Origin of the sequence: Phenylobacterium terrae (assembly GCF_042681205.1) — a bacterium.
GTDB lineage: Bacteria > Pseudomonadota > Alphaproteobacteria > Caulobacterales > Caulobacteraceae > Phenylobacterium > Phenylobacterium terrae.
This window is the reverse complement of record NZ_JBHUEY010000001.1, coordinates 117,669-143,660: the sequence shown is the minus strand read 5'-3', so window position 1 is coordinate 143,660 and position 25,992 is coordinate 117,669. Positions and strand designations below refer to the sequence as shown.

General features: G+C 71.0%; 21 protein-coding genes. 15 read left to right on the top strand and 6 right to left on the bottom strand.

Translation table 11 applies throughout. The features are described from left to right. Positions 1–174: 174 nt before the first annotated feature. The 15 genes from ACFSC0_RS00690 to ACFSC0_RS00620 all read left to right on the top strand — a co-directional run bounded on the left by ACFSC0_RS00690 (position 175) and on the right by ACFSC0_RS00620 (position 19,003). Positions 175–2,877: a TonB-dependent receptor plug domain-containing protein gene (locus ACFSC0_RS00690; protein ID WP_377281270.1), complete on the top strand. Its 2,703-nt coding sequence runs from the start codon at positions 175–177 to the stop codon at positions 2,875–2,877. Position 2,878: 1 nt separating this feature from the next. Continuing rightward, positions 2,879–4,543, top strand: coding sequence for a CocE/NonD family hydrolase (locus ACFSC0_RS00685; RefSeq protein ID WP_377281271.1), 1,665 nt, complete (start codon positions 2,879–2,881; stop codon positions 4,541–4,543). 245 nt (positions 4,544–4,788) lie between these two features. Next, a complete protein-coding gene (locus tag ACFSC0_RS00680) occupies positions 4,789–5,814 on the top strand; it encodes an aromatic ring-hydroxylating dioxygenase subunit alpha (protein ID WP_377281272.1) in 1,026 nt (341 codons plus the stop codon). Between the two features lie 9 nt (positions 5,815–5,823). Then, positions 5,824–6,942: a CapA family protein gene (locus tag ACFSC0_RS00675; RefSeq protein ID WP_377281273.1), complete on the top strand. Its 1,119-nt coding sequence runs from the start codon at positions 5,824–5,826 to the stop codon at positions 6,940–6,942. Between the two features lie 102 nt (positions 6,943–7,044). Beyond that, positions 7,045–7,305, top strand: coding sequence for a hypothetical protein (locus tag ACFSC0_RS00670; RefSeq protein WP_377281274.1), 261 nt, complete (start codon positions 7,045–7,047; stop codon positions 7,303–7,305). After that, a complete protein-coding gene (locus ACFSC0_RS00665) occupies positions 7,280–7,735 on the top strand; it encodes a hypothetical protein (RefSeq protein WP_377281275.1) in 456 nt (151 codons plus the stop codon). Before ACFSC0_RS00670 ends, ACFSC0_RS00665 begins: the two co-directional genes overlap by 26 nt. A gap of 305 nt (positions 7,736–8,040) precedes the next feature. Next, positions 8,041–8,529 carry a TRAP transporter small permease gene (locus tag ACFSC0_RS00660; protein WP_377281276.1) on the top strand — a complete coding sequence of 163 codons (489 nt, stop codon included), beginning with the start codon at positions 8,041–8,043 and terminating at the stop codon, positions 8,527–8,529. Then, complete coding sequence (locus ACFSC0_RS00655; protein ID WP_377281277.1) at positions 8,519–9,823, top strand: TRAP transporter large permease; 1,305 nt, start codon at positions 8,519–8,521, stop codon at positions 9,821–9,823. The genes ACFSC0_RS00660 and ACFSC0_RS00655 overlap by 11 nt, the downstream gene beginning before the upstream one ends. 2 nt (positions 9,824–9,825) lie before the next feature. Then, positions 9,826–10,914: a 2-hydroxyacyl-CoA dehydratase gene (locus tag ACFSC0_RS00650; RefSeq protein ID WP_377281278.1), complete on the top strand. Its 1,089-nt coding sequence runs from the start codon at positions 9,826–9,828 to the stop codon at positions 10,912–10,914. Further along, entirely contained in the window at positions 10,911–13,241 is a 2,331-nt protein-coding gene (locus tag ACFSC0_RS00645) for a CaiB/BaiF CoA-transferase family protein (RefSeq protein WP_377281279.1), read from the top strand. Before ACFSC0_RS00650 ends, ACFSC0_RS00645 begins: the two co-directional genes overlap by 4 nt. 4 nt (positions 13,242–13,245) lie before the next feature. Beyond that, entirely contained in the window at positions 13,246–14,550 is a 1,305-nt protein-coding gene (locus tag ACFSC0_RS00640; protein ID WP_377281280.1) for a 2-hydroxyacyl-CoA dehydratase subunit D, read from the top strand. Positions 14,551–14,561: 11 nt separating this feature from the next. Continuing rightward, the gene (locus tag ACFSC0_RS00635; protein ID WP_377281281.1) at positions 14,562–15,044 is read left to right on the top strand and encodes a MarR family winged helix-turn-helix transcriptional regulator; all 483 of its coding nucleotides are present in this window, start codon (positions 14,562–14,564) and stop codon (positions 15,042–15,044) included. Then, the gene (gene dctP / locus ACFSC0_RS00630) at positions 15,041–16,063 is read left to right on the top strand and encodes a TRAP transporter substrate-binding protein DctP (protein ID WP_377281282.1); all 1,023 of its coding nucleotides are present in this window, start codon (positions 15,041–15,043) and stop codon (positions 16,061–16,063) included. Before ACFSC0_RS00635 ends, dctP begins: the two co-directional genes overlap by 4 nt. A gap of 285 nt (positions 16,064–16,348) precedes the next feature. Beyond that, positions 16,349–18,454, top strand: a complete 2,106-nt coding sequence (locus ACFSC0_RS00625; RefSeq protein WP_377281283.1) for a 3-hydroxyacyl-CoA dehydrogenase NAD-binding domain-containing protein — start codon at positions 16,349–16,351, stop codon at positions 18,452–18,454. Positions 18,455–18,523: 69 nt separating this feature from the next. After that, complete coding sequence (locus tag ACFSC0_RS00620) at positions 18,524–19,003, top strand: MarR family winged helix-turn-helix transcriptional regulator (RefSeq protein WP_377281284.1); 480 nt, start codon at positions 18,524–18,526, stop codon at positions 19,001–19,003. A gap of 38 nt (positions 19,004–19,041) precedes the next feature. Here the strand turns inward: ACFSC0_RS00620 and ACFSC0_RS00615 are convergent, their stop codons facing one another. From ACFSC0_RS00615 to ACFSC0_RS00590, 6 genes are all read right to left on the bottom strand, one after another. Next, positions 19,042–19,773 (bottom strand): DUF899 family protein, encoded by a 732-nt coding sequence (locus ACFSC0_RS00615; protein WP_377281285.1) that lies wholly within the window; start codon positions 19,771–19,773, stop codon positions 19,042–19,044. 150 nt (positions 19,774–19,923) lie between these two features. After that, complete coding sequence (locus tag ACFSC0_RS00610; RefSeq protein WP_377281286.1) at positions 19,924–20,973, bottom strand: DUF3616 domain-containing protein; 1,050 nt, start codon at positions 20,971–20,973, stop codon at positions 19,924–19,926. Between the two features lie 343 nt (positions 20,974–21,316). After that, the gene (gene aqpZ / locus ACFSC0_RS00605; RefSeq protein ID WP_377281287.1) at positions 21,317–22,063 is read right to left on the bottom strand and encodes an aquaporin Z; all 747 of its coding nucleotides are present in this window, start codon (positions 22,061–22,063) and stop codon (positions 21,317–21,319) included. 271 nt (positions 22,064–22,334) lie between these two features. Further along, a complete protein-coding gene (locus ACFSC0_RS00600; protein WP_377281288.1) occupies positions 22,335–23,918 on the bottom strand; it encodes an AMP-binding protein in 1,584 nt (527 codons plus the stop codon). Positions 23,919–23,956: 38 nt separating this feature from the next. Then, positions 23,957–24,799: a hypothetical protein gene (locus ACFSC0_RS00595; protein WP_377281289.1), complete on the bottom strand. Its 843-nt coding sequence runs from the start codon at positions 24,797–24,799 to the stop codon at positions 23,957–23,959. Next, a complete protein-coding gene (locus ACFSC0_RS00590) occupies positions 24,796–25,932 on the bottom strand; it encodes an amidohydrolase family protein (RefSeq protein ID WP_377281290.1) in 1,137 nt (378 codons plus the stop codon). The genes ACFSC0_RS00595 and ACFSC0_RS00590 overlap by 4 nt, the downstream gene beginning before the upstream one ends. Between the last annotated feature and the right edge of the window lie 60 nt (positions 25,933–25,992).

Here is a 25,992-nt window from a genome sequence, read left to right as displayed (position 1 = left end):
CCTTGGTGGTCTTGGTGGTCCCAACCCGGATCCTCGCAGACCAGAGGGGAGGGGATTTCGGCAAACCGCCGCTATGCCGCTTGCGTCGAATTAGTTTGTGTCCAATACTATTTCGTCAGCAAACCGCAGGGCCGCCGAACCAAACTACGGCGGGCGCGGACAAGGGAGGTCGACTTGGGGGCCATCAGCCAACGCGCGCGCCTTGCGTGCGCATCCGCCATCGCCATCGCCGCGTCTCTGGCCGCCTCGGGCGCCTTCGCCCAGGCCACCGAAGTCGGCGAGGTCGTCGTCACCGGCACCAGCATCCGCGGCGTCGCGGCCCTGGGCTCGCCCACCACCGGCGTCTCCGTCGAGGAGATGAAGGAGAGCGGCGTCGCCACCGCCTCCGAGGCCGTCCGCCTGCTGCCGCAGGTGTTCAACCTCGGCGCCGACCCGAGCCGTTCCAGCTTCACCGGCGGGGCCCAGGACGCGGCCGCCAACTCCACCGCCATCCGCAGCCTGAACCTGCGCGGCATCGGCCCCGAGGCCACCCTGGTGCTGTTCAACGGCCGGCGCCTGGCTCCCGGCGGGGTCATCAAGGCGATCACCGACCCCGACCAGATCCCCACCGCCGCCATCGCCCGCATCGAGGTGGTCCAGGACGGCGCCTCGGCGATCTACGGCTCGGACGCGGTGGCCGGCGTGGTCAACTTCATCTCCCGCACCGGCTTCGACGGGGCGGAGACGACCCTGCGCTACGGCATGGCCGACGACTACGAGACCCGGATGTACAGCCAGACCTTCGGCAAGGTCTGGGACAAGGGCAGCGTCTTCTTCGCCTACGAGCACTCGGACAACTCGCACCTGTCCGGCTCCAAGCGCGATTTCTTCAGCCAGGACCGGCGGGACCGCGGCGGCTCGGACCAGCGCCAGTTCACCGCCGTCCCCGGCAACATCGTGATCGGCGGCGTCCGCTACCCGCTGCCCAACACCAGCGGCGTCGGCCTCAACCCGGCGAGCCTCGCACCGGGGACGGCGAACCGCTACGACGAGTCCGACTACGCCGACATCCTGCCCTGGCAGAAGCGCGACACGGTCCTGTTCAACATCCACTACGACGTCGATGACCGGCTGGAGGTCTGGTACGAGGGCCTCTACAGCCGCCGCAAGTTCGACCTGGCGGCCCCGCCCGCCGCCTTCCCGACCGGCGGCATCCGCGTCCCCAACACCAACCCCTGGTACGTGGTCCCGGCCGGCGTCACGCCGACGCCCACCTCGGTCAACGTCGAGTACCGGCTGGTCGAGGACCTCAATCCCAACTCCTACGGCTTCGAGAACGTCCAGCACCAGGCGGCCGGCTTCTCCTTCGACCTGGGCTGGGACTGGCAGATCGACGGCTACCTCGCCCACAACATGAGCCGCGGCTTCCAGGCCCGCGAGAACGTGCTGAACAACGCCGCGCTCACCGCGGCCCTGGCCAGCAGCAACCCGGCGACCGCCTTCAATCCGTTCGGCAACGGGACCTTCAACCGGGCCAACAACGCCGCCCTGCTGGAGATCATCGACGCCGAGCGCGACCAGTACGGCACCACCATCACCCAGGACTTCGCCATCAAGGCGGACGGGCCGCTGTTCGACATGCCGGGCGGGCCGGTGCGCGCCGCCGTCGGCGCCGAGTACCACGACAACAGCTTCCGCCAGTCGCTGTTCGCCACCAACGTGCTGGCCTCTGGCGCGGAGACGACCAAGGCGGTCCACAACACCCGCGACATCCACGCGGTGTTCGGCGAGGTCTATGTGCCGCTGGTCGGCGAAGGCAACGCGATGCCGGGCGTCCAGAGGCTGGACCTCAACTTCGCCGTCCGTTGGGAGACCTATTCGGACTTCGGCGAGACGACGAACCCGAAGGTCAGCGCCCTCTACTCGCCCTTCGACGGCCTCGCGCTCCGGGCCACCTGGGGCACCTCGTTCCGCGCCCCGTCGCTGGTCGACTCCGCCGATCAGATCCTCAACTACTTCATCCAGAACCTGACCGACCCGACCTCGCCGACCGGCACCCGGCGCGGCATCGCCTTCAACGGCGGCAACAGCGGCCTGGGGCCGGAGGAGGCGGAGACCTGGACCGTCGGCTTCGACTTCAGGCCGAACTTCCTCGAGGGCTTCGAGGCCTCGGTCACCTACTACAACATCGAGTACACCGACCGGATCGACGCGGTGCCGTTCACGGCCATGGCCCAGGGGAGCGTCTACGCCCCCTTCATCCTCCGCCGCCCGCCAGCTTCGGATGCGGCCGCCACCGCCGCCTTCGACGCCCTGGTGGCGCAGATCATGGCCAGCCCCGACCTGCAGAACCCGGTCGAGCCCGTCGGCAACATCCTGGTCATCGTCGACGGCCGGCGGCACAACCTCGGCAGCCTCAAGCAGGACGGGTTGGACGTCAGCCTCGGCTACCGGTTCGAGACGCCGATCGGCGACTGGCGGGCCGGGCTGGACCTGGCCAAGATCTTCCACGTGAAGCGGATGACCGCGCCGGGCGTGGCGGAGGTCGACGTGGTCGACACCTTCGGCAACCCGGTGGACCTGCGGGCCCGCGGCTCGCTCACCTGGCGGATGGGCGGCTGGTCGGCGGCGGCCTTCGTCAACTACGTCGACGAATACCGCAACACCGCCGTCACCCCGAACGTCGACGTCGACAGCTACACCCTCGTCGACGCCTCGCTGGCCTACGAGTTCGAGGACGGGCCGCGCTGGCTGGAGGGGCTGCGGATCTCGGCGGCGGTGACCAACCTGTTCGACGAGGACCCGCCGGTGGTGCTGAACGGCAACTTCTCGTGGGACAACCAGGTGGCCAACCCGATCGGGCGGATGATCTCCTTCGAGGTCTCAAAGCGCTGGTAAGATGCCGAGACTCCTCGCGTTCCTGTTCGCCTTCGCCCTGTTCCTCCCCGGAACCGCCCTGGCCCAGCCGGCGGACTTCGGCGCCTACAAGCCGGCGCCGCAGTTCGAGGAGGCCGAGACCACCTCCCTCTACGTCCCCATGCGGGACGGGGTGCGGATCGCGGTCTCGGTCCACCGGCCGGCCCGGGGCGGCAAGGCGGTGGAGGGGCGATTCCCGGTGATCTGGCACAACACCCTGGCCATCGATCCGGCCGGGGTGGGCGAGCCCCGGCCTGGGCTCGCCGAGCTCACCCGCCACGGCTACGTCGTGGCGGTGGTCGCCCGGCGGGGGAACGGCGCCTCGTTCGGCGTGCGGCGCGGCTACGAGGACTTCACCGAGCACTACGACGCCTACGAGATGACCGAGTGGCTGGCCCGCCAGCCGTGGTCCAACGGCCGCGCCGGGATGTACGGCTGCTCCAACACCGGCGAGGCGGTGATGCATGCCCTGACCATGCGCCCGCCGTCGCTGAAGGCGGCATGGGCCGGCTGCTTCTCCCTCGACCGCTACGACGGCCACCTGCGCGGCAGCGTCATCGCCCAGTTCGGCACGGGGCCGGCCCGCACCGTCGAGCAGGATATGCAGACCACGCCCGTGCAGGGCGACGAGGCCAAGGTGCTGCTGCGCCAGGCGGCCGAGGAGCATCAGGCCTCGACCAACCTCTTCGAGCTGATGCGCACCAGCCCCTATCGGGACAGCTTCTCGCCCCTGGTGATGAGCCGGTTCTGGTACGAGGTTTCGGTCGGCGTGAAGCTGGACATGGTCCGCCAGTCGGGGGTTCCGCTCTACATCCAGGGCGGCTGGCTCGACGACTTCCGCACCCAGGGCTTCGTCACCCTCGCCAACCTGCCGGGCCAGGCGCGGATGCTGATCGGGCCCTGGCGCCACTGCCGCTTCGACGGTTTCGACATCCTCTCAGAGCAGCTGCGGTTCTTCGACCACCACCTCAAAGGGATCGACACCGGCATCGCGGACGATCCGCCCGTTCACTACTGGCGCTACGACGGCCGGGGCGGCGGGAGCTGGCAGACGGCTTCGCAATGGCCGCTGCCGCAGGCCAGGCCGCAGGCGATCCGCCTGGCCGCCAAGACCTTCAAGGTCGAGCCCGAGCCCACCTGTCCGCCGGACCCGCAGGCGACCGGCCCCGCCGCCGGCGCCTTCGCGGTCCCTTGCCACCCGAGCCACGGCGCCGCCTACACCCAACCGCCGCTGAAAGCCGACCTGACCCTCGTCGGCCACCCGGTCGCCGACCTGTGGATCTCCGCCGACCAGCCCGAGGCCAACCTCTTCGTCTACCTCGAGGAGGTGGCCCCCGACGGGACCGTCACCGTCCTCGCCGAAGGCCGCCAGCGGGCCTCGCTGCGCAAGCTGCACGATCCGCCCTGGAACAACCTCGGCCTGCCCTGGCGCCGCAGCTGGCGCGAGGACGAACAGCCCCTGACGCCGGGCGAGCCCGTCCAGGTCACCTTCGACCTCCTCGCCGTCGCCCACACCGTCCCCAAGGGCCACCGGATCCAGGTCGCGGTGACCGGCTCGGATCCGCGCGAACGGGCGCGGCCCGGGGCGGCGGCCAAGGCGACGATCCGCATCGACCCGCGCTCCACCGTGACGCTGCCAGTCCTTTGACCCGTTCCTCCCCTGCAAAGCGGGGGAGGGGGCGAGACGCACACTCCGCGCTCTGGGCGAGTGCAGATCGGAGCGCGCCAGTGCGCCGCGCCTATGGCTTGCCCTTTCCACCACCCGCTCTTCACGTGCGCTCGGCGGGCGGTCCCCCTTTCCCATGAATGGGAAAGGAAAGAGGGCCGCTTGACCCGCCGCCTCCGCAGGCAAATAGTACGCGACACAAACAATCTCTCCTGAGGAGCGCGCCCGTGTTCATCCGCAATCGCTGGTACGTGGCGGCCTGGGACAAGGAGGTCAGCCGCAAGCCGCTGGCCCGCACCATCTGCGGCGAGCCGGTGGTGCTGTTCCGCAAGGGCGACGGCACGGCGGTGGCGCTCGGCGACTACTGCCCGCACCGGCTGCTGCCGCTCTCGATGGGGCAGGTGGAGGGCGACGCCATCCGCTGCGGCTACCACGGCATGCTGGTGGACGGCGCCGGCCGCTGCGTCGAGATGCCGGGCCAGGAGGAGCCGCCGCGCAAGCTGCAGGTGAAGGCCTATCCCATCGTCGAGCGCTACCGGTTCGTCTGGGTGTGGATCGGCGACGAGGCGGCCGCCGACCCGGCCCTCTTGCCCGACTTCTGGTTCTGCGAGGACAAGGCCTGGACCTTCGACGGGGACGCCTACCGGGTGGCTTGCGACTACCGGCTGCTGGTCGACAACCTGATGGACCTGACCCACGAGACCTACGTCCACCCCTCGTCCATCGGCCAGAAGGAGATCGTCGAGGCGCCGATCGAGACCCGCGTCGAGGGCGAGGCGGTGATCGTCGAGCGCTGGATGCGGGACATCGACGCCCCGCCGTTCTGGCGCACCTTCCTGAGGAAGCCCGGCCTGGTGGACCGCTGGCAGATCTGCCGGTTCGCCCTGCCGGCCGCGGTGACCATCGAGGTGGGGGTGGCGCTGGCCGGCACCGGCGCGCCGGAGGGCGACCGCTCGCAGGGCGTCGAAGGCGTGGTGGTCAACTTCATGACCCCGGAGACCGAGACCAGCTGCTGGTACTACTGGGGCATGGCCCGCGGCTTCGACGTGGGCGATGCGGGCCTCACCGAGCGGATGCGCCAGAGCCAGGCGGCGGTCTTCGCCGAGGACGTCGAGGTGCTGGAGGCCCAGCAGAAGTCGATCGCGGCCCACCCCGACAAGCGGCTCGTCGTGCTCGGCATCGACGCGGGCGGGGCGCACGCCCGGCGGCTGATCGAGCGGGCCGCGGTGGAGTCCGGCCGGGCGGCGGCCTAAGACCATCCCATGACCTTCCGACTGCTGGCCGTCGGCGATCTGGTGCTCGACGAGCCCGACGCCGACTTCTTCTTCGACGGGGCGCGGGAGACGCTGCGGTCCGCGGACCTGGCCATCGGCCACGTGGAGGTTCCGCACACCACCCGCGGCGTGGAGTCGGTCGGCGACGTGCCGGCGCCCGCCAGCGATCCGGAGAACCTGAAGGCGGTGGCGAGGGCCGGCTTCGGCGTCGCCACCCTGGCCGGCAACCACATCCACGACCGCGGCGCCGAGGGCATCGCCGACACGGTGGAGGGGCTGCGCGCCGTGGGCGTCGCCACCACCGGGGCGGGGTTGAACCTGGCGCAGGCCCGCGCGCCCGCCATCGTCGAGCGCGCCGGCCGGCGGGTGGGCGTGCTGAGCTACAACTGCGTGGGGCCGAAGGAAGGCTGGGCCGGGCCGGGGAACGCCGGATGCGCCTATGTGAAGGTCATCACCCACTACGAGACCGAGGGCGCCAACCCGGGCGGGCCGCCCAAGGTCTACACCTTCGCCGATCCGGACACGATCGAGGCCATGCAGGCCGACATCGCAGAGCTCCGGCCGCAGGTGGACGTCCTGGTGGTCGCCTTCCACAAGGGCCTGGTCCACACGCCGGCCAAGCTCGCCATGTACGAGAAGGCGGTTTCGCGCGCCGCCATCGACGCCGGCGCCGACATCGTCACCGGCTCCCACGGCCACATCCTGCAGGGCGTCGAGATCTACCGCGGCAGACCGATCTTCCACGGCCTCGGCAACTTCGTCGTGGTGACCCGGGCGCTGTCGGTGGAGGGCAACGACAGCCCCGCCCGGCGCGAGTGGGCGATCAAACGCAAGGCCCTGTTTGGCTTCGAACCCGACCCAGACTACCCGCTCTATCCCTTCCACCCGGAAGCCAAGAACGTGATCATCGCCGACTGCCGCATCGGCGCGGACGGCGGGGTCAGCCCCGGCTTCATCCCCTGCTGGATGGCCCCCACCGGCCAGCCCCAGGTGCTCGGCCGCAGCGAGCAGGGCCAGGCGGTGGCGGAGTACGTGGCAAAAATCAGCGCCGCGGTGGGTTTGAAGGCCGAGTTCGCCTGGGATGGCGATCGGGTGGTGTTCGGCTAGAACATCGAGCCGCGCCGGATTGTTGGTTAAGATCGCTTAACGCGCGTCGGCGCGACTCGATTCAAGCTTCGCGACAGCTCCCTGGACGCGAGGAGGGATCCGATGGCCAGCCTGATGGAAGACATCGCCGCCTTCGACCGCATGCGGCCGGACCTCGAGGCCAAGCACCGGCGCGAGTGGGTTCTGTTTCATGACGGCGCGCTCGTGGGCGTATTCCCAGATTTCGAATCCGCGGCGGCCCTGGCGGTCGACCGTTTCGGCGACGGGCCGCATCTGATCCGTCAGGTCGGGGCGGGTCCGGTGCAGCTGACCGGCGGCATGGTCTTCCGGCCGGCGCATGCGCTCGACACAGGCGGGCTTTAAGTCCGGCGTCGCGGGGGAGAGCCCCGCTGACCTTCTGGTCCGCCTCGGGCCGACCATTCAGGTAGATATCGGCCTCAGGTCGCGCTCGCCTGCGGGCGAACCGCCGGACCTGCCGGTCAAGAAGATCAAGGCCCTCATCGACACCGGTGCGGGCGCCGACTGCATCGACGATGCCCTGGCGAGAAGTCTCGGGCTTCCGGTCCACGACATCGGAGAGATCAGCGGGGTGGGCGGCCGACACCGCGCCTACATCTACACGGCCCGGACCTACGTACCCGGCCTCGACAGGCTGCTCTTCCAACCCTTCACCGGTGTGCGCCTTCAGGAAGGCGAGCAGTGGCACCGGGTCATCCTGGGCCGCGCCTTCCTCCGCCACTACCGCGTCACCTACGATGGACTGACCGGCCAGGTGGAGATCGCCGAGCCTTAGCGCCCCTTCCTTTCCCGCGAAGCGGGAGAGGGGGCCCGCCCGCCGAGCGGAGCGAAGAGCGGGTGGGGGAGAGGGAAAGCCGCCTGCGCGGCGGATCGAACCCGTGCAAGGTGGAGCGGCGGGCAGCCGCGCCTGTGGCTTGCCCTTTCCACCCCGCGCTCTTCAGCCGGCGGTCGCCGGCTTCGGCGCGCGGTCCCCCTTTCCCATGGATGGGAAAGGAAAGAAGCGATGCTGTTGACCGCCGGCGCTGAGACGGTTTAGCGTCCAAATCGTATATAAGACAAACAAACTAAGGGAGCGGGACGTTGGCCTTGGAGCCGGGCAAGGGCCTGACGGCGGCGGCGTTGACGGTGGGCGGGCTGGCGCTGCTCGGCGCGGGCGCGGTGGACCTGGCGAGCGTCGCCGGGCGGCACCTGGGCCGGCCGCTGATCGGGGCCATCGAGATCGTCCAGGTGCTGGTGGTGATCGCCGCCTCGATCTCGCTGCTGGCGGCGACGCTGGCCAGGACGCACGCCGCGGTCCACGTCCTCACCGAGCGGGCGCCCATGCCGGTGCAGCGGGCGCTGGCCAGGTTCGGCGCCTGGCTGGGCGCGGCCTTCTTCCTGCTGCTGTTCGCCGGCTCGGCCTGGCTCGTGGCCGACGTCTGGGGCGCGGACGAGCGCAGCGAGCTGCTCGGCCTCCCCCTGGTCCCGCTGCGCATCCTCTGGTGCCTGACGGCCCTGGCCACCGCGGTCTTCTTCGTCCGCCAGGCGCTCGCCCGCGAGCCCGTGCCCCCGCCGGCCCATGACGCCTGAAGCCCTCGGCCTCCTTGGCGTCGTCCTGCTGCTGGTGCTGCTGGCGGCAGGGGTGCGGATCGCCGTCGCGCTCGGCGTCGTCGGCATCGGCGGGCTCGCCGTGCTGATCAGCCCGGAGGCGGCGCTGATCAAGTCCGGCGTCGTCGCCTTCGAGGTGGTCTCCAAGTACGAGCTGGGCGTCCTGCCGCTGTTCCTGCTGATGGCGCATCTGGCCTTCTCGGCGGGGGCGAGCCGCGACTTCTTCGATGCGGCGGCCAAGTTCGTCGGCCACCGGCCCGGCGGCCTGGCGCTGGCCTCGATCGCCGGCTGCGCGGGCTTCGGGGCGATCAGCGGCTCGAGCCTGGCGACCGTCGCCACGATCGGCCTCGTGGCGCTGCCGGAGATGCGGCGGGCGGGCTACTCGCCGGCGCTGGCGACCGGCGCCCTGGCGGCCGGCGGCACTCTGGGGGTGCTGATCCCGCCGAGCGCGGCGCTGATCGTGTTCGGGATCCTGGCCGAGCAGTCGATCGGCCGGCTGTTCACCGCGGCCATCATCCCGGGCCTGACCCAGGCCCTGTTCTACATGGCCGTCATCTACCTGCTCTGCAAATGGCGCCCCGCCCTTGGCCCGGTGAGCCCGAGGGCCGGCTGGCGCGAGCGGTTCGCGGCGATCCGCAGGCTCGCGGACGTGGGCCTCCTGGTCATTCTGGTGATCGGCGGCATCGCGGTGGGCTGGTTCTCGCCGACCGAGGCGGCGGCGGTGGGCACGGTCGGCGCCCTGGGGATCGGCCTGTGGCGCCGGCGGCTCGACTGGGCGACGCTGAAGAAGGCCATGCGCGAGACGCTCGAGACGAGCGGCATGATCTACGCCATCGTCATCGCGGCCATCGTCTTCTCCACCTTCATCGCCGCCACCGGGTTCGGCGAGCGGGTCGCGGGCCTGATCGAGAGCCTCGACGCGGGCCCGCTCGGCGTCATCCTCGTGCTGGTGGTCCTGCTGCTGGTCCTGGGCATGTTCCTCGACGGCCTAGCGATGATGACCCTGACCATCCCGATCTTCCTGCCGCTGGTGCAGGAGATGGGCATCGACCCGATCTGGTTCGGCATCCTGATGGTGCGCACCATGGAGATCGGCTTCGTCCACCCGCCGGTGGGGATGAACGTCTACGTGGTCCACAGCCTGGCCAGGGACATCCCCTTGATGAGCGTCTTCAAGGGCATTGTGCCGTTCCTCGTCGCCGACCTCGCGCACGTCGCCCTGCTGATCGCCGTGCCGGGACTGGCCCTGTTCCTCCCCGAGCTGCTGGGGGCTTAGCGATGACCTTCCAACCCTTCCACGACGCCGCCCGCGACCCGGACGCCGCCGCCCGCGCCTTCAAGGGGGCCGGCGGCAAGGTGGTGGGCTACATGGGCGCGACCGTGCCCACCGAGCTGATCGCCGCGGCTGGCGCCTTCCCGCTGCGGCTCGTCGAGCTACGGGACGCCACCCCGCTCGCCGACCGCTACATGGAGCCTCAGTTCGACCCGCTGGTCCGCGGCGTGTTCGAGAAGCTGCTGGAGGGCGGCTACGCCTTTCTCGACGCGATCGTGCTGCCGAGGACGTCGGACTCGGTGCAGCGCTTCTACTACTACCTGTGCGAGGTGCGCCGGACCGGCGAGGCGGACCTGCCCGAGCCCATCCTCTACGACCTGCTGCACACCCCCTGGTATTCGAGCGCGGAGTACAACTTCGCCCGCACCGGCGAGCTGAAGGCCGCGCTCGAACGGATCACCGGCGCCTCGTCCGACCTGAAGGCCCGCATCGCCGACGCCAACCGCCGGCGCGGGCGGATCGCCGCGCTGGCCGAGCTGCGCCGGGCCGCGCCGGCTAAGGTCGCCGGCCTCGACGCGCGGGCGGCGATGCTCGCCCAGGGGCTGATGGCGGCGGCGTCGTTCGATGCGGCGCTGGACGCGGCGATCGCCCAGGCGGGCGCGGCGCTGCGCGGGCCGCGGGTGGTGATCGCCGGCAGCGGGCTGGCCAGCGACGGGCTGCACCGGCGGATCGAGGCGGCGGGCGCCGTGGTCGTCGGCGACTTCCACGAGTTCGGCGAGCCGGCGTTCGATGGCCGAGTGGACGAGGCCGCCGAGCCGGTCCGCGCCATCGCCCAGCACTATCACCGCCAGGTGCTCAGCAGCCGCACCTTCCCGGTCGATCCGAACCGCCTGGCCGATTTCGCGGAGGCCGCCCGCGCCGACGGCGTCGTCTTCTGGTTCGACGCGGTCGAGGAGGCCTTGACCTGGGAGCAGCCGGCCCAGCAGCGGGCGCTTCAGGCGCGGGGCGTCCCCTGCCTGCGCCTGCAGGGCGAAGCGCCGCCCGACAGCGTCGAGCGCTTTGTCGCCCGCCTGCCGGCGAGGGCCCTGGCATGAGCGGGCTGCTCTCCGGCTATCGCGTCCTGGAGGTGGGTAGCCTCGGCGCCGCTTGCGGGCGGTTCCTGGCGACGCTGGGGGCCGACGTGGTCAAGGTGGAGCCGCCCGGCGGCGACGCGGCGCGGCGCGCCAGGTTCGACTGGATGGCCCGCAACCTCGGCAAGCGGTCGGTGACCGTGGGCGACTCGCAGCTTCGCGAACTCGCCGCCCGCGCGGACTTCGTCATCGACGACCTGCCGGCGAGGCGCCGGGCGGCGCTGGGCCTCGACCACGCGACTCTCTCGGCCGCCAACCCGGGCGTCATCGCCGTCTCCATCACGCCCTTCGGCTCGGACGGGCCCTACGCCGACTGGACCGGCAACGAGCTGGTCTGCTCGGCGCTCGGCGGCACGCTGCGGGTGACCGGCTACGAGGACCGGGCGCCGGTGAAGGAGGCCGGGGACGCCTGCGTCTTCCACGCCAACGGCGCGGCGGCGGCGGGGGCGATGTTCGCGCTGGTGGAGCGGGCGCGCTCGGGGCTCGGCCAGCACGTCGACGTCTCGGTGCAGGAGACGGCGGCGAGCCGCTGCACGAACGGCGTCCTCGCCTGGCAGTTCGACAAGCGCGCGATGACCCGCACGGGCATCCACATCAGCTACGGGGCGGCGCGGGTGCGCTGCATCTGGGAGCTGAAGGACGGCTACTGCTTCCACGCGCTGATGTCGGGCCGGATCGGCGCGCCGGCCAACAAGGCGCTGTCGGCCTGGATGGACGAGCTGGGTTTCGACAATCCCATGCGGGAGGTCGATTGGCTGGCCTACGACCGTTCCACCCTGCCGGCCGACGTGCGGGCGGTGTGGGAGACGGCGATGGACGCCTTCTTCCGCTCGCGCACCAAGGCCGAGATCGCGGGGGAGGGGCGCCGGCGCGGGATCAACGCGGTGCCGGCCAACGCCCCGGCCGACATCCTTTCCGACCCGCACCTGGCCGCCCGCGGCTTCTTCCAGGAGGTCGAGGCGGAGGGGCGGGCTATCGTCGCTCCGGCGGCCTTCGTGCGGGCCGGCGAGATCGCGCCGGCGGCCCGGGCGCCGGAGGCGGGCGAACACACAGAGGCTGTGCTGGCGGAGTGGCTGGCCGCGCCGGCCGCCCGCCCTGAGCCCCGGCCCCGCTCGGCCGGGCCCGCGCTGGCCGGCGTCAAGGTGCTCGACTTCTCCTGGGCGCTGGTGGGCTCGTTCACGACCAAGAACCTCGCCGACTACGGGGCTGAGGTGATCAAGGTGGAGTCGGCGACCCGGCCCTGCCTGTCGCGCATCGACGTGCAGGTGGGCGTCAGCCGGGCCGGCCAGTTCGACGACAAGCCCTGGTTCATCCACATGAACACGGGAAAGCAGGGCCTGCGGATCAACATGAAGCACCCGCGCTGGCGCGAGGTGATCGAGCCGCTGATCGACTGGGCCGACATCGTGGTGGAGAACTTCTCCCCCGGCACGATGGCCTCGCTGGGCCTGGACTACGCGAGCCTCAAGGCCCGCAAGCCGGACATCATCATGCTGAGCGGCTCGGTCTACGGTCAGACGGGGCCGCTGGCCCGCGAGTGGGGCGTCGACGGGACCGGGGCGGCGCTGTCGGGTCGCCTGCACCTGACCGGCTGGCCCGACCGCCCGCCGGTGACGCCCAGCGCCGTGCCCTACGGGGATGTGGTCCTGCCGCCCTACATGGCCGCGGCCGCCGCGGCCGCGCTCGACCACCGCCGCCGGACCGGGGAGGGAATCCACATCGACGCCTCCATGTACGAGGTGTGCGTGCAGCAGATGGCCGGCGCCATGCTGCAGGCCCAGCTCGACGCCGCGCCCGAGCGGCTGGGCAACCGGGCGCCCGAGGCGCTGTTCCAGGGCGTTTTCCCCACCGCCGGCGACGACCGCTGGATCGCCATCGCCGCCGAGGACGAGGCCGCTCTCGCCCGGCTGGCCGAGCAGGTGGGGCAGGGCCTGCCGCAGGACCTCGCCGACTTCGAGGCCAGGGTCGCCGCCTGGACCGCGCCGCAGGACGGCGCAGACCTGATGGCCCGGCTGCAGGCCGCCGGGATCGCCGCTGGCGTCGTGCAGGACGCCGCCGAGCTCGTGGACCGCGATCCGCAGCTCGCGGCCCGCGGCTTCCTCGTCGGCGCGGACAACCCGGTGCTCGGCGCCTTCGCCCACCAGGGCCAGCCCTACAAGCTCTCCCGTACGCCGGCGCGGATCACCACCGCCCCGGGACTGGGCCAGCACACCGAAACCATCTGCCGCGAGATCGTCGGCCTCTCCCCCGAGGCCTACGCCGAGCTCGCCGCGGCCAAGCTCTTCGAGTAACGCCATGACCGACACCCACGTGCGCCAGACCGGCGAGCGCAGCCTCAAGCGCCTGGAGTGCACGGGCCTGGCGACGCGCCATCAGCGCGAGTTCGTGAAGGAGCTTCAGCGGCGGGTCGTGGAAGCGGGCGAGCCCTTCGCCATCGTGCAGGCCGATACCCCGCACGAGATCTTCCACGTGATGGACATCCCCATCGTCACCAACCAGTGGTGGGCCAGCTACATCGCCGCCAAGCAGCTCTCGCCCTACTATTTCGAGGTGATGGAGAAGGAGGGGTTCCCGGACTCATCCTGCCGCTACTGCTCCCTGGGCCTGGCCTGCACCCTCGACAACGATCCCGCACGCGCGCCCTGGGGCGGGCTGCCCAAGCCGACCGTGCTGGTCGCGCGCCTGACCTGCGACTGCATCCAGCGGGTCTTCTCCCTGTGGGCCGACGCGCTCGGCTCGCGCTTCTTCCCGCTGGAGGCCCCCGGCTGGGAGCACAAGGACGCCCGCTGGTTCGAACGCGGCGCCGAGCACTGGGACGAGGTCTACACCGCCCGCCGCATCGACCTGCTGGTCGAGGAGATGAAGGCCCTGATCCGCTTCCTGGAGGCCGAGACGGGGCGGACCTTCGACGACGGCAAGCTGCTCGACCTGATGCACAGCATCAACGAGCAGGAGGAGCTGCTCGCCGAGGCCGCGCGGCTGGCGACCCGCACCCGGCCGTGCCCCGTCGGCATCGCCGAGCAGATGCCCAACGCGATGATCCCCCAGTGGCACCGGGGCGAGCCCTGGGCCATCGAGCACGCCCGGCTGTTCCGCGACGAGGTGCAGGCCCGCGTCGACGCCGGGGTCTCCATCGCGAAGAACGAGAAGCTGCGCCTGATGTGGATCGGCGCCGGCCTCTGGCACGACCCCGGCTTCTACGATGCGCTGGAGGCGCGCCTGGGCGCGGTGTTCGTGTGGTCCATGTACCTGCCGTTCACCGGGGCCAAGTACATCCGCTACAACCTCGACGATCCCTTGCGCGCCCTGGCCAGCCGGATCTGCGGCATGAACGAGGTGCTGCACCTGCCGCCCTGGATGAACGAATGGATGGTGGCCGAGGCCAAGGCCTGCGGCATCGACGCGGCCGTCATCCTGCAGCCGGAGACCAACCGCCTGTCGGTCAGCGGCACGCGGCTGACCAAGCTCGCCCTCGAGCGCGCGGGCGTGCCGGTCTACGAGCTCTCCGCCGACATGGTGGACGCCACGGACTGGAGCCACGAGGCTATGGTGGAGGACGTGGAGCGGTTCCTTCGGGAGCGCTGCCCGGCCGCGCGATGACAGGAGCTTCGATGGACAAGGTCGCGACGCCTGCGGAGGCCGCGCCCGAGGTGGACCTGGGCGTCCTCAACGACGTCATCGGCTTCCGCATCCGGCGGATCCAGAACCACCTGTCGCGGCAGTTCCTGGAGCGGATCACCGACACGCAGCTGCGGCCCGGCGGCTTCTCGGCCCTGGCGCTGATCGCCGCCAACCCAGGCCTGGACCAGACGACGCTGGCGCGCGCCATCGGCTTCGACAAGGCCACGGTCGTGGCGCTGCTGGACGGCCTGGAGTCCCTCGGCTGGGCCGAGCGCCGGCGCCAGACGGAGGACCGCCGCCGCCACGCCCTGTTCATCACCGCCGAGGGGGAGACGGCGCTGGCCAGGCTCAGCCGCATCGCCCAGGAGAACGAGGCGGCCGCCCACGCCACGCTCACCGAGGCCGAACAGGCCGAGCTCTACCGCCTGCTCGACAAGATCTACGCCGCCTGCTTCTCGGAGCCGGAGCTGTGAGGGGCCTGGCCCGCGCCTGCCTGGCGATCGCCGCCCTGCTGGCGGCCGCCGCCTGTGCGCCGCAGCCCGAGCCCGGCGTCGAGGTGCTGCGCTACGCCTCGCCCTATTCGCCGACCCATCCGTTCAGCCGGGCCGACCAGGCCTGGATGGCGCATGTGGAAGAGGCCTCCGGCGGGCGGCTGAAGGTGCAGCCCTTCTGGGGCGGGGCGCTGATCAGTTCGGACCAGAGCGTCATCGAGCTGCGCCACGGGGTGGCGGACGTGGCCTTGATCACGCCGATCTACATGCGCGCCGGAATGAAGCTGATGAAGACCCAGGCCGGCTTCTACGCCGGGGTGCGCAGCATCGAGGACCAGGTGGCGGTCTACCGCTGCCTGGAGGGCGCCTTCCCGACCTTCGCCGAGGAGATGGCCGGCGTGCGGGTGTTGGCCGTGCAGGGCGGGAACCTGCCGCACGTGCTGACGCGGGACCGGCCGGTCCGCAGCCTGGACGACCTGCGCGGCCTTCGCCTGCGCGCCCCCTCCGAACTCGTGCCGGTGCTGAGGACGCTCGGCGTCGACGTCGTGACCATGCCGATGGGCGAGGTCTATTCGGCCATCTCCAAGGGGATCATCGACGGGGTCGTGGCGCCGGCCGACACCATCAAGTCGCTGCACTTTGACGAGGTGACCAGGCACATGAGCCTCTTGTCGGTCAGCCGCGGCGCCTATCCCGCGAGAGCCATCTCCGAGCAGCGCTGGCGCGAGCTGCCGCCGGATTTGCAGCAGGTGCTGGCGGATTCCGTCGCCGTCTGGGAGGCGGCCCTCGCCCGCGAGATCGCCAAAGCCGACGCCGGCGGCTTCGCCTACGCCCGCGAGAAGGGCGTCCAGCTCATCCCCATCCCGCCCGCCGACCAGCAACGCTTCGACGCCCTCTACGACGCCATGGCCCTCGAGCACGCCCGCCAGCTCGACGGCGTCGACGGCGAGGCGGTGTACCGCCGCGCGCGCGAGGTGGTGGCCAACGGCGGCTGCGCCTAACTTCCTCCCCCGTTTACGGGGGAGGGGGACCACTCGCCGAGCGGAGCGAAGAGCGAGTGGGGGAGGGGGCGGGCCGCGCACGCTGCCCATCGAGAAGTGCAGATTGGAGCGTGGGGCGCCGCCGCGCCTGGGGCTTGCCCTCTCCACCACCCGCTCTTCGCGTACGCTCGGCGGGCGGTCCCCCCCTCCCATGAATGGGAGGGGAAAGTGGCGCTTCACAGCCCCGCCCGCCGATGATAGTCAGAACGCCAAATCGTTCGCGATACTTACAATCGGAGGGGCGGAATGGCGGAGGCGGTGCGCTACGAGGGGCGGGGCGAGGTCGGCGTCATCCTGATCGACCGGCCGCCGGTGAACGCCATCGACGTCGCCGTCCGGCGGGGCATCCAGACCGCGCTCGATCAGGCCCTGGCCGACCCCGCGGTGAAGGTCGTGCTCCTCGCCTGCGAGGGCCGCACCTTCCTCTCCGGCGCCGACCTCAACGAACTGGGCGGGGCCATCGAGGCGCCCGGCTACTACGAGACCTTCGATGCGCTGGAAGCCTCGACCAAGCCGGTCGTCGCGGTGCTGCACGGCACGGCCCTGGGCGGGGGGCTGGAGTGCGCGCTGGCCTGCCACTATCGCGCCGCTGTCGCCGACGCGCGGATGGGGATGCCGGAGATCACCCTTGGGATCGTGCCCGGCGCCGGCGGCACCCAGCGGCTGCCGCGGCTGATCGGCGCCCGCCCGGCCCTGGAGATGATGATCGCCGGCGCGCCGGTGGATGCGGCCAAGGCCAAGGCGATGGGCCTGATCGACGAGATCGTCGAGGGCGCGCCCCTGCAAGGGGGCCTCGACTACGCCCGGCGGCTGGCGGCGCAGGGCGCCCCGGTGCGCCGCACGGGCGAACGCACCGTCGATGCGGCCGGCTTCTCCGAGGCCGAGGTCGCGGACTACCTGAAGAGCCAGGCCCGCGCCCTGAAGGGCCGCACGACCCAGGAGAAGACGATCGCGGCCATCCGCGCCGCCATCGAGCTGCCGCTGGCCGACGGCCTGAAGCGCGAGGACGAGCTCTCCCAGGCTTCGCTGAAGGACCGCGAGTCCGAGGCCCTGCGCCACGTCTTCTTCGCCGAGCGGGAGGTGGGCAAGATCCCGGGCCTGCCCGCCATGGAGCCGGCGCCGATCCGCAAGGCCGCCGTCGTGGGCGCCGGGACCATGGGCGGGGGCATCGCCATGGCCCTGGCCAACGCCGGCGTGCCCACCGCCCTGATCGAGGTGAGCCAGGAGGCCCTCGACCGGGGCCTCAAGCAGGTGCGCGAGAATTATGAGGTCACCGTCAGCCGCGGCCGCATGACGCCGCAGGAGCTCGAGCAGCGGATGGGCCTGATTAGGGGCGCCACCTCCCAGGACGCGGCCGCCGACGCCGACGTGGTGATCGAGGCCGTGTTCGAGGACATGGACCTGAAGAAGAAGGTGCTGGCCGGCATCGACGCGGTGGCCCCGCCGCACGCCATCCTGGGCTCCAACACCTCCACCCTCTCGATCACCGAGCTGGCGAAGGCCACCCGGCGGCCGGAGCAGGTGGTGGGCCTGCACTTCTTCTCGCCCGCCCACGTCATGCGCCTTCTGGAGATCGTGCGCGGGGAGCAGACCTCCTCCCAGACCCTGGTCACCAGCCTGGAGGTGGCCCGCAAGCTGAAGAAGACCGGCGTCGTCTCCGGCGACGCCTTCGGCTTCATCGGCAACAAGATGATGCAGGACGGCTATTTCCGGGAAGCCGAGCAGCTCCTGCTCGAGGGCGCGAGCCCCGAGCAGATCGATGCGGTGATGGAGCGGTTCGGCTTCGCCATGGGCCCCAACAAGGTCAACGACATGGCCGGGATCGACGTGGGCACCAAGGTGCGCGAGGAGCTCTACAAGCGCGAGAGCCGGCCCGATCCCTACTTCGTGGTCTCCGACGCCCTGACCGCCCAGGGCAAGCTCGGCCAGAAGACCGGCGAGGGGGTCTATCTCTACAAGGCCGGCGACCGCACCGCCTACCCGAACCCGGCCACCACGGCGCTGATCCGCGAGCTCGCGCAGGCGCGGCAGATCCCGCAGCGGACCATCGACGACGCCGAGATCGAGGAGCGCTGCATCCTGCCGCTGATCAATGTCGGGGCCCAGCTGCTGGACGATGGGATCGCCTACCGGGCCAAGGACATCGACGTGGTCTGGACCAGCGGCTACGGCTTCCCGCGCCATCTGGGCGGGCCGATGTTCTACGCCGACACCCTGGGCCTGAAGCACGTGCTGGAGCGCGTCGCCCATTATCACGAAACGCTCGGCCACTACTGGACGCCCGCGCCGCTGCTCGTCCGGCTGGCAGGGGAGGGCGGGACCTTCACGCAATTCGACCAGCACCGGGGCTGACAGCCCCCGCGCGCATCCGCCGCCCAAACAACTGTTTGTACCCTAACGGGTGGCCGCTATAGGTGGGTCATGGCATCCACCTCATCGCCGGCCTCGCAGGCGGCTCTCGCCGCCGACGCCGGGCTCGACCTCGACGGGCTCACCAGCCTCCTGGGCTTCCACCTGCGTCTGGCGCACGTGGCGGTCTACCGCGACTTCATGAGCTCGCTGGCCGAGCTGGACCTCACCCAGAAGCAGTGCGCCGTCCTGCAGCTGATCGGCGCCAACCCGGCCGTCAGCCAGGTGGACCTGGCCGCCACCCTGGGCACCGACCGCGCCACCATGATGGCCGTCGTCGACCGCCTCGAACAGCGCGGCTTCGTCACCCGCGTCCGCTCCAAGGAAGACCGCCGCCGCCAGGAGCTCTACCTGACCGACGACGGCGAGGCGATGCTGGCGCGCGCCAAGGCGGCGATCGCCGAGCACGAGGCGAAGTTCACGAGGCGGTTCTCGGCGCAGGAGCTGAGGGCGCTGGTGGGGGCGTTGGGGCGGATACACCAGCAGGTGTAGGGGAGGCGAGGGGCGGGGCGCTCATCTCCGGCGATCTCCTACGGCGCGGGGGCCCCAAGGTCGTCCGAAAATCCCGCTTTCAGGCGAGGCCACTGGGGCGTGGGGCGCCCATCGGTGGTCATGCCTTCCGGGTCCTGCGGCCAGCCGGGGGGCGAGTCCTCCCAGTCCTGCTGGCGCCCGTAGAGCGTCAGGTCGAGGAGGCGGTAGTTGTTGTCCATGGCCTCGACGCCGCGGCGGGTGGTCCAGTAGGTCTCGAAGACCTCGGCCCCCTGCCGCAGGTAGCAGATGAGGTACATCCGGCCGGCGGGGCGTCCGTCCAGGAGGGTGGCGAGCGAGGCGTCCGGGACCGCGTACCAGGGCAGGTCCCAGCCCATGAAGTCACGGTAGCGCGCGCTCTCTGCATAGGGGCCCTGGCAGAAGGTCGCGTAGGTGACGTCCTTGGCGTGCAGTGTGGACAGCTCGCGGACCTGCGAAGTGAAGAAGGTGCAGCCCTCGCACTGCCGCGCCGCAGGGCGGCCGGGATACCACATGAAATAGTAGGCGATGAGCTGGCGGCGGCCTTCGAACGCATCCAGCAGCGTCACCGTCCCACGGTCGCTGACGAGGGGCGTGGCCGCGTCGACCTTCACCATCGGAAGCCGCCGGCGGGCGGCGGCGATCGCGTCGCCCTCCCTTGTGTGGGCCTTTTCCCGAATGCGCAGGCCGTCAACTGCGTTCTGGAAGATGGATCGATCGACGATGTCGGGGATCGCGGAGCTCTCGTTGCGCATCGCTGGACTCCATGGCCCCCGCCGCGGGGAAGAATGGGGCGCGGCGGCGTCGGCCGCCATGTCGAGAATCTTGCGATTTCTGCCATCTCGCCCAGTTCAGCTGGAGGTCGCCGGTTAGCGCGGCCGTGAGGAGGTTCGCGACAAAGGCCCTCACTCCACCCCAAACACATCCGCCACCACCGCCCCGCCCGCCAGCCGCTCCGGCGAGGGCGTGTCGCACACCACCAGCAGCGCATCGCGTCCCTCATGCCCCGCCGGCGCCAGGGCCTCCGGGTGGTCGCAGCCCTCGCCGTGGGGGAGTTCGAGGATGGCCACCGGGCGGTGGGGGAGATCGGCGGGGGTGGTCCAGCCGGTCCAGCGGTAGACGCGGGCGGGGCCGGAGAGCTTCATCGTGGGGCCGGCGAGGATGAGGATGTCGCGTTCGCGGCGCTTGAGGTCGCGGACGCCGAGGCCGCCTAAGTCGAGGACGTGGAGGTTGAGGTCGCCGGCGAGGGCGAGGTCGGCTTCGCCCGGGGCGTCCGAGGCGGGGGCGATGCGGGCCTCGATGATCAGGGCCCAGCCATTGATGACGGGGCCGCGAAGGCCGAGGCCCACGCGGTCGCCGTCCACGACGATGCCCTCGACGTCCAGGCCGTTCTCCTTGGCGGGCAGGGCGCAGAAGGGGCCGAGGAGGGGGTGTTTCTTCAGGGCCTTGTAGAGGTCGCTCCCGTGCTTGCCGATGGGCAGCATCTGGGGGCGGCGCCCGTCGGCGGCGGGGCCGGTGAGGACGTCCCAGCGGCCGGGGGCGGTCTCGGCGAGCGGCAGGCGGCCGAGGAACATGCGGTTGGGGCGCTGCCTGAGCTGGGCGAGGCGGGCGAGGGTGTCCAGGGGCTTGGACTTCTTCGGCTTCTTGCGGGTGAGGCTGTGGGAGCCTGTGACCCACAGCCAGCCGCCCTCCACGGCCAGGCCCTCGATGTCCATCTCCTCGTCGGCGCCCCCGGGCAGGTCGAAGGCTTCGCCCAGGCGGACGCGGCGGTGGGCCGCGAAGTCCTCGCCGACCAGGTCGAGGATCTCGATGTCGGCGGCCTCATCGGCGGCGAGGAACAGGGTGTCGCCGAGGCGGGCGGCGGCGGAGATGTCGTGGGCGGGGTGGGGCTCGCCTTCGCCGGGCGGGGCGTCGAGCGCCAGCCGGATCTGGGCGACGGGGGGGGCGGGTGTCATGCGCTGGGTCTAGAGGTCCGGATCGGCGGCGTCGACGGCGCGGGTGACGAGGCTGCTGGGAAGCAGCAAGTTCGACCGCCAAGACCGCCAAGACCGCCAAGACCGCCAAGACCGCCAAGACCGCCAAGGAGATGAGGGCTCTCCGTCGCCGCGGAGCGGCGGCGCCCTATTCGACACGAAGACCACGAAGGGCGCGAAGGACACGAAGAGGACGAGGGCGCTCGAGCGTCGGCGCGAGCTGGCGGGCGTGCGGGGCAGGGCGGGCCTTCGGCCCCTTTGTGGTCTTCGTGATCTTTGTGGTCTTCGTGTTCGAAAGACCTGCCGTCGGCGACGGCGCCGGGCGCTAGGCGGACTTGGCTGCGCCGGGCTCGCCGACGATGTCCGGGCGGGCCCGGGTCTCGGCGAAGAGCAGGCGGTAGGCGGCGCCGCCGAGGGCGCCGCCGATCAGCGGGGCGGCCCAGAAGAGCCAGAGCTGCTGGAGGGCGAGGCCGCCGACCATCAGCGCCGGGCCGGTGCTGCGGGCCGGGTTCACCGAGGTGTTGGTGACCGGGATGCTGATCAGGTGGATCAGGGTCAGCGCCAGGCCGATGGCGATGGGGGCGAAGCCGGCCGGGGCGCGGCTGTCGGTGGCGCCCAGGATGACGATCAGGAAGCCGGCGGTGAGCACCGCCTCGATCAGGAAGGCGGGCGCCAGGCCATAGCCGCCGGGCGAGGCGTCGCCGTAGCCGTTCTGGGCCAAGCCGTTGGCCGCGAGGTCGAAGGCTGGCCCGCCGCCGGCGATCAGCAGCAGGAAGGCCGCCGCCACCACCGCGCCGACGAGCTGGGCGGCGACGTAAGGGGCGATGTCCTTGGCCGGGAAGCGGCCGCCGGCCCACAGGCCCAGCGTCACCGCAGGGTTGAGGTGGCAGCCGGAGATGTGGCCGATGGAGTAGGCCATGGTCAGCACGGTGAGCCCGAAGGCCAGCGAGACGCCGGCCAGGCCGATCCCAACCTCCGGGAAGCCGGCGGCCAGCACGGCGGCGCCGCAGCCGCCGAACACCAGCCAGAAGGTGCCGAGGGCTTCGGCGGCGATGCGTCTGACGATGGTCATGGGCGTGTCCTCTTGGCAGGCGTCGCGGCGCCGGCCGCGCGGGCGGCTGTGGGCGGTCGATGCGGCTTGGGGGGTGGCGGGGCGGGCGGCGCAAGGCGCCCCGAGGCCGGGGTACGGCGCTTCACGACCAGGCGTGCCGCTCTCCGCATCTCGCGCCCTCCGACGCGTCAGCCCGCACGCTGCGGGCCGGCTTCACTGTACGCGAACGCCGGGCGAGGGCAACCTGCAGGTGCGGGATGCGCGGGGGCCGGGAGCGCCGGCCCCCGGCGTCTCAGATCGCCCGGGCGCGGCCTTCCCAGTAGGGGGCGCGGACCTTGTTGCGCTGGATCTTGCCGGCCTCGCTGCGGGGCAGGGAGTCGACGAAGTCGATGCCGCGGGGGACCTTGTAGCGGGCGACGACGCGGGCGGCGTAGTCGAGGATCTCGCGCTTGAGCTCTTCGGAGGGCGTGTAGCCGGGGCGCAGCTGGATGACGGCGCGCACTTCTTCGCCCCACTCCTCGTGGGGGATGCCGACGGTGCAGCTGTCCTCGACGGCCGGGTGCTTGATCAGCTCGTTGTCGATCTCCTGCGGGTAGATGTTGACCCCGCCGGCGATGATGGTCTCGGCGCTGCGGCCGGTGAGGAACAGCCAGTCGTCCTCGTCCAGGTAGCCGATGTCGCCCATGGTGAAGTAGTCGCCGCGCCGGGCGGCGTAGGTCTTGGTGTCGTCCTTGTAGTAGCTGAAGCCGCCCTGGTCCTTGAGGCTCAGGTAGATGTGGCCAGGCACGCCCGGCGGGCATTCGTTGCCCTCGTCGTCGAGGATCTTGGCCGCGTCCTTATGGGGGCGGCGACCGACGGTGCCGGGGCGGGCCAGCCACTGCTCGGAGGTGACGGTGAACCCGACGCCGCCCTCGGAGCCGGCGTAGTATTCGTAGAGGATCGGGCCCAGCCAATCGATCATCGCCCGCTTCACCTCCGGCGGGCAGGGCGCCGCGCCGTGGGTGATGCGCTTCAATGAGCTGAGGTCGTACTTCGCCCGCACCTCCTCGGGCAGGGCCAGCATGCGCTGGAACATGATCGGCACGAAGTGGCCGCGGGTGATCTTCTGGTCCTGGATGGTCTTGAGCACGAACTCGGTGTCCCACTTGTCCATCAGGACGGTAGGGACGCCGTTGTTGAGCGCGCGGCGGATGTCTCCGGCCAGCGGCGAGGCGTGGTAGGCCGGGCCCGTGCAGATGTGCTTGTCGACGGCCCGGTCGTAAATTGGGTCGAAGCCGCCGACGGCCTGGGCGTTGGGCTTGTAGACGCCCTTGGGCCGGCCGGTGGTGCCGGAGCTGTAGAGCATGGTGGTGCCGCGCACCGGGTCTTCGATGTCGCTCGCCGGATAGTCGTCGATGGTCTCGAAGGGGATGAAGCCGGGCAGGTCGCCGCCGATGGAGACCTTCAGCACCAGCTGCGGGCAGGCGTCCATGGCCTCGGCCACGCCGTCGACCCGGGTGTCGGCGAAAACGGCGCGAGCCTCGCAGTTGTCGACGACGTAGGCGATCTCCACGGGCTTCAAATGCCAGTTCACCGGGGTCATGCGGAAGCCGCCGCGCAGGCAGGCGAACAGCACGTCGGGGAACTCCACCCGGTTGGAGCAGACGATGGCCACCGCATCGCCGGCCGTGAGGCCATGGTCGCGCATCAGCCGGACGAGGCGGTTGGCGTTGGCGTTCAGCTCGCCGAAGGTGCGCGTGCGGCCGGTGGCGGCCTCGAGCACCGCCATCTTCTGGGGCCAGACCTGGGCCCAGACGGCGGTGCACATGCCGGAATCCACGGCGGCGTCGACCCGCGCCTTGAGGTCGGTGTGGTCCAACGTGGCCGCATCGGTCATTCGGCTTCCTCCCGGTGGTTTCTTGTTTTGGCCGCCGCTCAGCTCCAGAGCGGCGACGAAGGCTTCATGGCGCGGATCATGAAGGTGACGCTGGCCACGTCCTTGCCGGTGGCGGCGTCGGCGATGTCGATGTCGTACCAGGCGTTCTCGGTCTTCGGGCTCTCGGTCAGCTTGCGCATGGTGGTGCGGCCGACGTAGTCGCGGTCGGCGAAGAGTGGACCGGCCAGGTGCCGGACCTCCAGCGCGCCGAACAGGCCGACGTAGGGCTGCTTGGACTTGGCCAGCACGAACGGGCGGCTCATGTGGGCCAGGCGCACCACGTGGGCCGGCGAGAGGACGCCCTTCTCGTCGTAGATCGGCAGCCGCTCGGTGATCCGCCCGAGCGAGGCCTCGTAGCTCTCGCGGGCGACCTTCATCGGGATGTCGGAGGTCACGTCCCCCGGCTTGATGTCGGCGTAGATCCGCAGGCGGCCGGGCTCGGCCTCGGCCTGGTCGGCCAGCCGCTTGGCCACTTCCGAAGCCTCGTCGCGGGCCTTGGGCGAGGCCGTGCCGATGCAGATCTGCTGGCCGGCCTTGTTGAACATCTGCAGGCGGGCGCGCGGCTCGCCGGGATCGACGATGGCCTGCACCTCCTCCTTGTCGACGGTCGCCTGGGTGAAGTGCAGGGAGATGTCGCCGGTCTCGAACCAGGCCGGACCGTAGAGCTGGACCAGCATGGGCACGAACTGGTCCATGTGCACCGAGCCCGGGACGGTGCCGCCCTTGAAGCCGAGCTTGGAGGCGACCTCGTCGTTGTGGATCGAGCCGGGGGCCTGCTGGAAGCCGTTGTGCGGGGCGCGGAACGGGCCGGTCAGGCGTTGCGGGGCGAGGGTGTCGGTCATCGGGCGTCCTCCAGGGCGCGGACGGTCAGGGCGGCGCCCATCATCTCCTCGAAATTGGCGCGATAGAAGCGGTCCTTGTCGTCCTCGGTGAGGCCCTCGAAGGTGCGCTCGAAGCGGGCGATCGGATCGTTCGTGCCCTCCGGGTGCGGGTAGTCGCTGGAGAACATGTAGAGGTCCGCGCCGCTGTCGCGGATCAGATAGCCCGCGTCCTCGCCGGGGAAGGGGGTGAACTTCACCTGCCGGCGGATGATCTCCGACGGCTTGGCCGACAGCTTCTGCAGGTAGGGATCGGTGCGGCCGAAGGAGCGGGCGCCCATGTCCATCTGGCGCAGGAAGCCGGGCACCCAGTAGGCGCCGTATTCTATGACCCCGCCGCGCAGCTCCGGCTGGCGGTCGAACAGGCCGTCGTAGACCAGGGCGCCCAGGAACATCTCGGCCGAGTGGGGCAGGACGACGTAGTCCTTGAAGCGCAGGTTCTCGCCGCCGCCGTGCAGGTCGGGCGACTTGGGCTTGCCGTTGTTGACGTACTCCTGCGGCAGGGTGCGCGAGCCCGCCCCGATGTGCAGGACGAAGGGGATCTTCTTGGCCGCCAGCAGGGCCCAGAAGGGATCGAGGTCCGGGTGGCCGGGCGACTTGTCGCCGGCCGGGGTCGAAGGCACCCAGATCGCCTTGCAGCCCAGGCGGATGGCCTCCTGGGCCTCCTCCAGCGCGCGGGCGGGATTGTCGAGCGGCACGTAGGCGACGCCCAGCAGGCGCGGATCGCCGCAGAAGGCGGCCATGGCGCGGTTGGCGGCCCGGGCGCCGGCGTAGAGCACCTCCTCGTCCTTGCTGGTGCGGAACGGCCGCAGCGCCGAGGTCGGGAACACCAGCTGACTGGCGAAGCCCAGCTCGTTGAGGGCGTGGACGCGCTCGGCCGGGTCGTAGGCGCCGTAGGCCAGGCGGCCCTTGGGCCCGGCGATCAGGCCTTCGATGACCTTCTCCTTGGGCGCCTCGACGGGCGGGCGGGTGGAGGGCGGATCCTTGCGCAGCAGCCGGTCCTTCCAGGGCTCGTCGGCGAACGGCACGAGCCAGTCGGCCGGCTCCATCACGTGGCTGTCGGCGTCATGGAACACGCGACCTGCAGCGTAGGGCATCTCGGCTCCTCCCTTATTTTATTGACGATGAGACTATTACACCGGGCGCACGGTGACTCA

Coding starts and splice junctions, on each gene's coding strand:
- ACFSC0_RS00590 (WP_377281290.1), bottom strand. CDS start 25,932: ATGCCCTACGCTGCAGGTCGCGTGTTCCATGACGCCGACAGCCACGTG.
- ACFSC0_RS00645 (WP_377281279.1), top strand. CDS start 10,911: ATGAGCGGGCTGCTCTCCGGCTATCGCGTCCTGGAGGTGGGTAGCCTC.
- ACFSC0_RS00665 (WP_377281275.1), top strand. CDS start 7,280: ATGCGCTCGACACAGGCGGGCTTTAAGTCCGGCGTCGCGGGGGAGAGC.
- aqpZ (WP_377281287.1), bottom strand. CDS start 22,063: ATGACCATCGTCAGACGCATCGCCGCCGAAGCCCTCGGCACCTTCTGG.
- ACFSC0_RS00610 (WP_377281286.1), bottom strand. CDS start 20,973: ATGACACCCGCCCCCCCCGTCGCCCAGATCCGGCTGGCGCTCGACGCC.
- ACFSC0_RS00685 (WP_377281271.1), top strand. CDS start 2,879: ATGCCGAGACTCCTCGCGTTCCTGTTCGCCTTCGCCCTGTTCCTCCCC.
- ACFSC0_RS00670 (WP_377281274.1), top strand. CDS start 7,045: ATGGCCAGCCTGATGGAAGACATCGCCGCCTTCGACCGCATGCGGCCG.
- ACFSC0_RS00625 (WP_377281283.1), top strand. CDS start 16,349: ATGGCGGAGGCGGTGCGCTACGAGGGGCGGGGCGAGGTCGGCGTCATC.
- ACFSC0_RS00635 (WP_377281281.1), top strand. CDS start 14,562: ATGGACAAGGTCGCGACGCCTGCGGAGGCCGCGCCCGAGGTGGACCTG.
- ACFSC0_RS00675 (WP_377281273.1), top strand. CDS start 5,824: ATGACCTTCCGACTGCTGGCCGTCGGCGATCTGGTGCTCGACGAGCCC.
- ACFSC0_RS00620 (WP_377281284.1), top strand. CDS start 18,524: ATGGCATCCACCTCATCGCCGGCCTCGCAGGCGGCTCTCGCCGCCGAC.
- ACFSC0_RS00640 (WP_377281280.1), top strand. CDS start 13,246: ATGACCGACACCCACGTGCGCCAGACCGGCGAGCGCAGCCTCAAGCGC.
- ACFSC0_RS00595 (WP_377281289.1), bottom strand. CDS start 24,799: ATGACCGACACCCTCGCCCCGCAACGCCTGACCGGCCCGTTCCGCGCC.
- ACFSC0_RS00600 (WP_377281288.1), bottom strand. CDS start 23,918: ATGACCGATGCGGCCACGTTGGACCACACCGACCTCAAGGCGCGGGTC.
- ACFSC0_RS00615 (WP_377281285.1), bottom strand. CDS start 19,773: ATGCGCAACGAGAGCTCCGCGATCCCCGACATCGTCGATCGATCCATC.
- ACFSC0_RS00650 (WP_377281278.1), top strand. CDS start 9,826: ATGACCTTCCAACCCTTCCACGACGCCGCCCGCGACCCGGACGCCGCC.
- ACFSC0_RS00655 (WP_377281277.1), top strand. CDS start 8,519: ATGACGCCTGAAGCCCTCGGCCTCCTTGGCGTCGTCCTGCTGCTGGTG.